This is a genomic window from Pseudomonas sp. AC463, from assembly GCF_979253585.1.
In genome coordinates, this window is sequence record NZ_CEEDDZ010000490.1 from 1 (window position 1) to 281 (window position 281).

The 281-nt window shown below is 60.5% G+C and carries 1 protein-coding gene; it reads left to right on the forward strand.

From position 1 onward, the window contains the following. A partial coding sequence (locus AC0IYH_RS31100) for a F0F1 ATP synthase subunit delta (protein WP_471838044.1) occupies positions 1-183 on the forward strand: 183 nt, incomplete at its 5' end. Positions 184-281: the final 98 nt, after the last annotated feature.

The following is a 281-nucleotide window of genomic DNA, read 5'->3' on the forward strand; positions in this document are numbered from 1 at the left end:
GACGAGAGCCAGATTTCCGAACTGAAGCAGCAGCTTCGTACCCGTGTCGGGCGTGAGGTGTCGGTCGACCTGTCGGTCGATCCGGCGCTGCTCGGCGGGCTCGTCGTCCGCATCGGTTCCCAGATGATCGATTCGTCGATCCGTACCCGTTTGAATGCGCTCGCCAGCGCGATGAAGGGCTGAAGATAATGGATATCCGCGCCGCAGAAATCTCCAAGGTCATCAAGGACCAGATCGCCAATTTCGGCACCGAGGCGCAGGTCTCGGAAACCGGTCAGGTG